At 65.3% G+C, this 8,833-nt stretch carries 4 protein-coding genes; all 4 read right to left on the bottom strand.

Going from position 1 to position 8,833, the window contains the following annotated elements; translation table 11 throughout:
* A partial coding sequence (locus tag ACRC1E_RS09005; RefSeq protein WP_438514763.1) for an AAA family ATPase occupies positions 1-1,271 on the bottom strand: 1,271 nt, incomplete at its 3' end.
* Entirely contained in the window at positions 1,255-2,748 is a 1,494-nt protein-coding gene (gene pap / locus ACRC1E_RS09000; RefSeq protein ID WP_438514762.1) for a polyphosphate:AMP phosphotransferase, read from the bottom strand. The genes ACRC1E_RS09005 and pap, both read right to left, overlap by 17 nt.
* A gap of 80 nt (positions 2,749-2,828) precedes the next feature.
* The gene (gene recB / locus ACRC1E_RS08995) at positions 2,829-6,389 is read right to left on the bottom strand and encodes an exodeoxyribonuclease V subunit beta (protein ID WP_438514761.1); all 3,561 of its coding nucleotides are present in this window, start codon (positions 6,387-6,389) and stop codon (positions 2,829-2,831) included.
* On the bottom strand, positions 6,386-8,833 hold a 2,448-nt coding region (gene recC, locus ACRC1E_RS08990), incomplete at its 5' end, for an exodeoxyribonuclease V subunit gamma (RefSeq protein ID WP_438514760.1). The genes recC and recB, both read right to left, overlap by 4 nt.

Genomic DNA, 8,833 nt, shown 5'->3' with positions numbered 1-8,833 from the left:
AGATTAAGGCGCGCCACTTCACGCTTCTCGCCGGTCAGCAGCATAAAGCGCAGGAATTCGGCAAACACCGGCGCAGCATCGGCACCGGCGTGCACCTGCGCAAAATAGGCGGCCCGCTCACGGTAATGCTCGTCATCATCCGGCGCAAATGCCGCCCGCCATTCGATATCGGGATAGTTTTCATCGGCCAACAGCGCCAATACACCCTGCTCGTCACCGCTATTCACTGCCCGCGCCAAACGACCGATGCCGCTATCTGCGCCAAAGCGATGGCTGCGGGTGAGAAAGACCACCGTGTCCGATAGCGGCTGGGCGGCGGTAGCCGCACCCGGCGCGGTGAGGCCGGCCGCTGCCAGCCACGCCAGCGTATCGCTGCTCCACGCTTCGCGCCCGGCCACATCGCCCAGCACCGCACCGGCATCGACCGAAGCCAGCTGGTCGCGATCGCCCAGCAGGATCAGGCGCGCATGTGCAGGCAAGGCGGCCACGGTATCGTGCATCAGGGTCAGGTCCACCATCGAGGCTTCGTCTATCACCAGCACGTCCAGCGGCAGCGGGTTGCCTGCGTGATAACGCGGCGTGTCGCGCCCGGGCAGCAGACCGATCAGCCGGTGCAGGGTTTGCGCATCTTCCGGCAATTGCGCCTTGACCCGTGCATCGACATCCAGCGCCGCACGCGCGCCGCGCATCGATTCGGACAGGCGCGCTGCCGCCTTGCCGGTGGGGGCCGCCATGCCCATCACCAGCGGACGCGGCGACAGGGCCGCCAGCATCGCCAACAGGCGCACCACGGTGGTGGTCTTGCCGGTACCTGGGCCGCCGGAAATCACCAGCAGATGCTGGCGTACCGCCAAAGCCGCCGCCAGACGCTGACGGTCGGCCGCGCCTTCATCAGTCGGGGCAAACAGCGCGTCCAGCAAGGCGGCGACCCGTAGCGGATCGACGTCATCCTGGTGCCCGGCCAAGGCGGCCAGACGCTCGGCCAGCTCTTTTTCAAACCACCAGTGGCGGGCAAAATACAAGCGGCCGGCCTCGTCCAGCACCAGAGGGGCATAGCCGCCGGGGCGGGCAAGCAAAGGGCTGGCGGCAAGTTCGCGCCGGCTCTGTGCATCGGGTACGCGCCGGCACACATGGCCGGCGCGGTTGGCACGGATCAGCGCACCGATTGCAGCAGCCGCCGCCTCGCCCAGCGCCGGGTCCAGCCGCCGCATCAGGCCGGACAAGACCTCAGGCAGCAACTCGCTGACGCCTTCTTCATTCGGACTTTGCATCCAGTCTCGCCTCCAGCGCCTCGCACACGGTCTTGAGCACCTTGATGCGCGCATAGTATTTGTTATTGGCTTCGACCAGCGTCCATGGCACCTGGGTGGTGCTGGTGCGGTCTATCATGTCGCACACCGCCAGCTTGTAGTCGTCCCAGCGTTCGCGGTTGCGCCAGTCTTCGTCGGTAATCTTGAAACGCTTGAAGCCTGTCTGCTCGCGCGCCTGAAAGCGCGACAACTGCTCCTCGGCACTGGTCGCCAGCCAGAACTTGAGCACGATGGCGCCATCGGCCACCAGCTGGTGCTCGAAATCGTTGATCTCGTAGTAGGCACGCATCCAGTGTTCCGGCCCGCAAAAGCCCTCCACCCTTTCCACCAGCACCCGGCCATACCAGGAACGGTCGAAAATCGCGGTATGGCTCTTGCCCGGCACATGGCGCCAGAAACGCCATAGCCACGGCTGGGCGCGTTCCTCGTCGCTGGGCGCGGCCACCGGCATCACGCGGTAGTGGCGTGCATCCAGCGCTTGGGTAATGCGGCGGATGCAGCCGCCCTTGCCGGCGGCGTCATTGCCTTCGAATACCAGCACCAGCGAATGGCCGGCGAAACGCGCGTCGCGTGTCAGGTGGTTAAGCCGGCCCTGCAGCGCATCCAGCTCATTTTTGTAGGCCGCCTTGTCCAGCACCTGATCCAGTACCAGCGTATCGAGCAGCAGCTTGTGGTCTATCGGCGCCGGCAAGGACGGGCTGTCGCTACGCGGTAAAAAGGTGTGCGCCATATCCAGCCGCGCGCGTATCGCCGCCAGTATCGCCTCGCCCACGGCCAGGCTGCGGTAATTGTGGTCGGTGCCGTCTATCACCGCCCACGGTGCGTAAGCGGTATTGGTCAGGCGCAGCATATGGGCGGCATGCTTGCGCAGCTTGTCGTACAGCGCGTAATGCTTCCAGTCTTTCTCGCTCACCCGCCACGCGGTCTTGGGATCTTTTTCCAGTGCCTTGAGCCGCGTCTTTTGCGCGTCTTTAGACAAGTGGAACCAGAATTTCAGGATCAGCGCGCCATCGTTGGACAGCATGCGCTCGAAGCGCAGGATGTCGGCGATCTGCTTGTCCAGTTCGGCACTGCCGATCTCGTCTTCGCTGCGATCGAACAGGGTGTCCGAGTAATAGGAGCCGAAATAAATCCCCAGCCGTCCCTTGGGCGGCAGCTCGCGCCAGTAGCGCCACATCCACGGCCGCGCGCGCGCCTCGTCATTGGGCGCATCGAAAGCCACGGTGTGGATCAGGCGCGGATCCAGCCATTCGTTGACCAGATTCAGCGTTTCACCGCGACCGGCGGCATCGAAGCCGTGGATCAGGATCAGTACCGGAAAATCCGCCTTCTGCTTAAGGTCATACTGCGCGTCGAGCAAGGCTTCGCGTAGCGCCGGTACCCGCGCCTTCCAGTCGGCCTTGCTGATGCTGTGACCGATTTCTGCCGATTCAAACATGTTTTCTCCTTATGTTATGGAACCCGGGCAATTTGCGGTGGGTTACGCCGCCATGCGGCGGCTATCCCACCCTACCGCCTCTAATCCCCATCAAAACAGCCATCCAGCGCCGCGATCAGCGCCGGCGACGGGCTATCGCGCCAGATGCCGTTACCGCCATCGTCCAGCCCGCGCACAAACAGATAACGCACGCCGGCGAAGTTGCCGTCCAGCATCATGCCGCGGCTGGCCAGATAACGCTTCAGCGCCGCCACATAGATCAGGTATTGCAGGTAGTAATGTGCATGCGCGATCTCGTGCACCAGCCGTTCGGGCGCATAGTCGCTGCCCTGATCGCCCAGATGGTTGGACTTGTAGTCGATAAGAAACCAGCGCCCGTCCACCTGGCAGGCCAGGTCGATGGAGCCGGTGATAAAGCCCTCTACCGTGTGGAAGTCCAGCGTGGCGGCCGCCGCACGCAAGGGTTCGGCCAGGCCCAGCGCCGGGTCGCCCAGCACGCGGCGCAAGCGCGCTACCGACAGCCGCGCCAGCGGGCGGGTAAAGTTGAATTCGACCAGCCGGCGCGTAGCCGGCACCCGGCGCAGGCTGACGCCCTCATCCAGCGGCGCGTCCAGCGTGCGGGCGACGATGTCGCAGACCGCGTCCAGCCAGTGCTCGGCAAAACCGAAGCGCGCCAGCGTCTGGGCAGCGGCGTCGCGGATGCGGGTCTCGCTCCACTGAAAATCAATGGCCTCGAATACCGCATGCAGACAGGTGCCGGGGCGGGCGCCGCGCGGGAAGTTGAAACGGTTGAACTGGGCAAGCTCGCCCGCCTGCGCCGTGGTTTCCGCCAGAACGCCCTGATCGTGATCGGGCTTTTCCGCCAGCCGCGCCGGTGTTTTCGAGGTCAGCGCCGTAAAGCTGCTCACCCGCCACGGCGTATACAGCGTGCGCGCCAGTACCGACAATTCTGGCGGCTCGGCCGCCTGTGGCGCGGCGATGCAGTCGGTGCGCAGCGTCGCGGCAGGCAGCACGCTAAACGCCTCGCCGCCACGCAGGCACAGCTCGGCCAGATCATCCTTGATCCCCAATTCGTCCAGCTTGAGGCGGGACAGCTCGCCCGGCGACTCGACAGCAGCAGCATGGATCAGCCAGGACAAGGCTGCGCTTTCCATCCCCGACACATGGCGCCAGCACAGCACCTGCCGGTATTGCGCCCGCGTCAGTGCCACATACAGCAGGCGCAGTTTCTCGCCCAGAATCTCCTCGCGCGAGGCGGCTTTGGCCTCGTCGCCGGCCAGACCATCCGGCACCAATAGCGTCTGTCCGTCATGGTGATAGCGCCAGAACGGGGTATCGGCCGCGTCCAGCTTGCCGTCCCACAAAAAGGGGCAGAACACCAGCGGGTATTGCAGGCCCTTGGCGGTATGAATGGTGACGATCTTGACCAGCTGGGCATCGCTTTCCAGCCGCAATACCGCTTCCTCGCCACCGGGCGGCGTCGCCACCCGGCCTTCAAACCACGCCAATAATGGCGACAAGCCGCTTTTCTCCTCGCTTTGCTGCTGTATCAGCTCGGCCAGATGCGCAAGATTGGTCAGCCTGCGCTCGCCGCCTTCTTGCGGCAGCACCCGCAACGCCAATTCGCTGCGGGCAAAAAAACCGCGCCACGCGGCCATAAAGCCCTGCGCCTGCCAGCGCTCGAAGTCTTCGCGGTTAAGCCGCAAACAGGCTTCCCATGCGTCTTCATCTTCCGCCAGCGCAAACAGCGCGGCGGCATCCAGCCCGTATAGCGAGCTGGCCAGTGCCGCACGCAAACGCCCTTCGCTGCCAGGCTCGGCCCAGGCCCGCAACAGCGCCAGCATTTCGCGCGCTTCCATGCTGGCAAATACGCTCTCCTGGGTCAGCGCCACGCTGGCTACGCCACGGCTACGCAGCGCCTGGCGCATCATCTCGCCCTGACGGTGAGTCGCCACCAGCACCGCCATATCGCCCCCCGACAGCGCGCGCCCCGCCTCACCCTTATAGAGCCGCGCCCGGCCCTCGCCCGACAGATTCAGAAGCCGGGCAATCTCGTTGGCACAGGCATCCGCCGCCCACTGGCCGGCCTTGTCTTTGCTGGCGGCCTTGTCTGCATCATTGTCCTGCCACAACACGGTAAAGGGCGCACGGTCGTCGTCGATCTCCAGACGCCCGCGCTGCTGGCTGTCGGCGCTAACCGGGTAATAAGTGATGGCATCCAGCACAAAGGGCTGCGGGCGGGCAAACAGGGTATTGACCGCCTGCACCAGCGGCTCGCACGAGCGGCGGTTGGTGTCCAGCGTGTATTCGTGATCGGCATCGCCACGCGCGGCCAGATAGGCAAAAATATCGGCACCGCGAAAGCTGTAAATCGCCTGCTTGGGGTCGCCCACCAGAAACACCGGCGGACGCGAGCCGGCCTCGATAAAGCAGCGGCGGAAAATATCGTACTGTATCGGATCGGTGTCCTGAAACTCGTCGATCAGCGCCACCTGAAAGCTGCGCGCCACATGCTGCGCCAGCAAAGGGCCGCTGGTTTTTTCGTTCAGCGCACCATACAGATCGGTCAGCAAATCATCGAAACTGCGTTTGCGCTTGTGGGCACGCACGCGCTCGTGCTCGGCATTGATCCAGTCGATCAGCTCCAGCTTGAGGCGGATCACCGCATAGTCCACCCCCTGCCTCAAGGCCTGCGCGCATAGCAGCCAGGCTTCTACTTGGGAGAACAGCGCATGTTTTGGCGCGACAAAGCCCTTTTTCATGCCTGCCGCGAGGCTGGCGGGGGTGAGCTTGGCCAGGTTTTTAAGCTCGCCTTCCGACAACAAGGCCGGTGCCTGCTCGCTCGCCAGCAGCCGTGTCAGCAGCCGGGCAATATGCGCGACGATGGCCGGCTTGTAGCTGGTCGCCTTATAGCCCTCGGTGGAAGTAAAGAGCGCCAGCCCCGCGGCCACATCGCCGCTTTTGAGCGCCTGCCATGCCACATCCTGCGCCGCAAGCACCGCCGCCAGATCGATTTCGGGCGGGCGCAGCGGTGTCAGATAGGGGCGCGACAGATGCGGGCGCACGGCAGAGAGCCAGGCATCCGGCGTCTCGCCGTTTTCGGCCAGCACCCGCGACAGGGTCACATCCTCGACCACGCGCCGGCGCCAGAAATCGTCGGTCAGCTCGGTCAGCCCGGCCATGTCATCGACCACCAGCTCGGCCTCGAAAGTCTGTGCGCTTTCAAAGGCGGCGTCGGTCAATACCCGCTGGCAAAAGCCATGAATGGTGTAGATCGCCGCCGCATCGAAGCCGCTGATGGCGGCCGCCAGCCGCGCAACGGCGCGGCTGCGTGCCTCGGGCGCGCCATAGCGCACGCACAAGGCGGCCAGAAACGGCTCGCTGTGGGTGTCGGCTTCCGACTCCAGCACCCGCCGGATCTCGACCAGACGCGCGCGCAGGCGTTCGCGCAGCTCGGCGGTGGCGGCCTTGGTGTAGGTCACCACCAGAATGCGGTCTATGCTGGGCGCCGGCATCTCGCCGTCTTCCAGCAACAGGCGCGCAAACAGCGCGGCGATGGTCCAGGTCTTGCCGGTGCCGGCCGAGGCTTCGATCAGGTTGACACCCGACAAGGGGCAGTTCACGACATCCAGCGGCTTCATGCGTCGCCCTCCGGTTCGATGCCATCCAGTGCTGCCAGCATCGGGCAGAGCAGCACTTCGGCCAGTTGTAAAAATTGCGGGTCCTGTAGCGGATCGCTGCCACGGAACACCAGCTCGATGGCCGCTTCGCTTTTTTGCGGGAACTTGCCGCGCCCGGTAAAGCTCGGGTCCCACTCGGCGTAGGCCTTGGCCAGCGCCGCTTCGCGCGCCATCGCATCGTCGGCCAGCACCTTGGCGGCGGCCAGACTGGTACGCGGAAAAAACGGCAAGGGCGAGGCCTGCCCCAAGGCGTAAAACACCAGCCAGCTTTCCAGCTGCTCCAGCGCATCGTCCACCGGCAACAAATGCAGGCTTTCGGCATCATCCACCAGCAGCGAGGCCGGCATCACCCCCTTGGGACGCAGCGCGCACAGCACCAGATGCCGCAACCAGAACGCAATACGCTCGCCGCCATGGGCGCGACGCGGTAGCGCCGACATCAGGCCGCCGGCACGCAGGCCGGCCAGCTCGCCCGCCAGCGTAAAATCGCCTATCGCCAGGCTCAGCGGCTCGGGCGGCAAGGTGGCCTCGGCCAATTCTTCCGGCAGGCGTGCGGCAAAGCGCGCGCTCTGGCCCAGTTCGTCGGCAAGCCACGCCTCGCCCAGTGCCGCCGGCGGCAGCAAGCCCATGCCCGACAGCCGCGCCTTCACCGGTGCCAGCGGCTTGCCGGCGTAAAGCGCCGCCACCAGAGGCGTACGCACCGCCACGCTGCTGTTTCTGTCCAGCGCAAACGGCTCGCGCGTGGCCATATCCTCGCTGCTGGCCGCCAGCCGGATGCCCAGTTGATCGCCCAGAAAGCTGCGTACCGGGTTTTGCCAGAAACGGATCAGCGCCGACAGCGCCACCACCCGTGGCGTGTCCAGCGGCAGCGGCGACGCGGCAAACGGGGGCGCCACCCGGCGTTCGGCCGTCAGGGCAGCAAAAAATGCCGGCTCGAAGCTCGCCCGCCCGGCGCGGTAATTGTCACTGGAAAAGGGCTGTAGCGGATGGGTGCAGACCAGATGCCGGCCCATGTCTTCGCCCGCCATTGCCGTCAGGCAATCGATCAGTTCCGACACCAGCGCCGATGGCGGCAAGGGCTCGTCGCTACGTGCCGAACGCCCGACCCACGACAGATACAGCGCCTCGCGTGCCGACAGGATGGCTTCCAGAAACAGGTAGCGGTCGTCGAAACGGCGCGAGCGGTCGCCTTTTTGCGGATGGCGTGCGATCAGATCGAAGCTGACCGGGCGCTCGTCACGCGGATAGGCGCCGTCATTCATGCCGATCAGGCACAGCAGGCGAAACGGAATCGAGCGCATCGGCACCATGGCGCAAAACGTCACCCGCCCGGCCAGAAAGCCCGAGCCGGACGACTGTTTCAGCCGGCGCTTGAGATAGTCGCGCACCACTGCCAGCCCGACCTCGCCGCCATAGCCGGCCAGTGCCGCATCCTGCGCCAGTTCGGCACCGGCATCGAACAAGACCGACAAGGCGTCCTCGCCGCTTTCATCCACGGTAAAGAGTGCCGCAGCTGCGCGGCTCACCCGGCCGGCCCAGTCTGCGGGGGGCGCCGCGACTTGCCACACATCGGCCAACTCAAACAGGGTCTCGAGCAGGGCGGCAAAGCGCGCCAGCGTTTCGGCCAGACTGCCGCTGGCACCGCCGGCCGGCAGCAAGCCGCCAAACAGGGGCGAGCGCATATCGCCGGCCATGGCATCAGGCAGGATGCCGCCCAGCAGCAGGCGATCCAGCCCCCAGCGCCAGCTGTGGCGGGCATCGCCAGGCAGCCCCAGCGCCACCTTGTGTGCCGCATCGCGCCCCCAGCGTATGCCGCTACGGCGCACCCAGTCATGGATAAAGGGCACATCGGCCGGGCTCAGGCCAAAACGCAACAGCAGCGCATCACAGTCCAGCAGCGACAGCACGTCATCGGCGGCAAAGCGCGAGTCCAGCAAATCGAGCAAAGCGGCAAAGCTCGCCAGCAGGCTTTGCTCGCGCTGTACAGTGCGGTCGGCGATGGTGTACGGAATATTGGCGGCGCCCGCATCGCTGCGCTTGCCGAAGACACTGTCGATAAACGGCGCGTAGGCGTTGATGTCGGGGGTCAGCACTACGATATCGGCCGGCGTCAGGCTGCTATCGGCGGCAAAGCGCGCCAACAGCCGGTCTTTGAGTACCTCCAGCTCGCGCATCGCACCGTGGGTGGCGTGCAGCTCGATAGACACATCGCCGTCGGCCGGCAACTGCAGCGCATAGTCGGGCGAGGTCGGGTTGGCCAGCGTCAGCATGTCGCGCTGCAGACGGCACAGCAGGCTGTCGCCCGGCGTATCGCTATACAGCGGATGCGGGTCCAGCTCGGTGTCGCCGGCGATCAGGTCGAAAAAGTCGCGCCCCTGCTTGCCCAGCGATGCCAATAGCGGATG

It is taken from the genome of Craterilacuibacter sp. (genome assembly GCF_051659485.1).
In the GTDB taxonomy this organism is placed as follows: Bacteria; Pseudomonadota; Gammaproteobacteria; order Burkholderiales; family Chromobacteriaceae; genus Craterilacuibacter.
The sequence above is the reverse complement of the archived record's forward strand: the minus strand, read 5'-3'. Positions and strand labels throughout refer to the sequence as shown.

Excerpts from the sequence above, each read along its gene's own strand:
- pap (WP_438514762.1), bottom strand. The coding sequence starts at position 2,748 with ATGTTTGAATCGGCAGAAATCGGTCACAGCATCAGCAAGGCCGACTGG.
- recB (WP_438514761.1), bottom strand. The coding sequence starts at position 6,389 with ATGAAGCCGCTGGATGTCGTGAACTGCCCCTTGTCGGGTGTCAACCTG.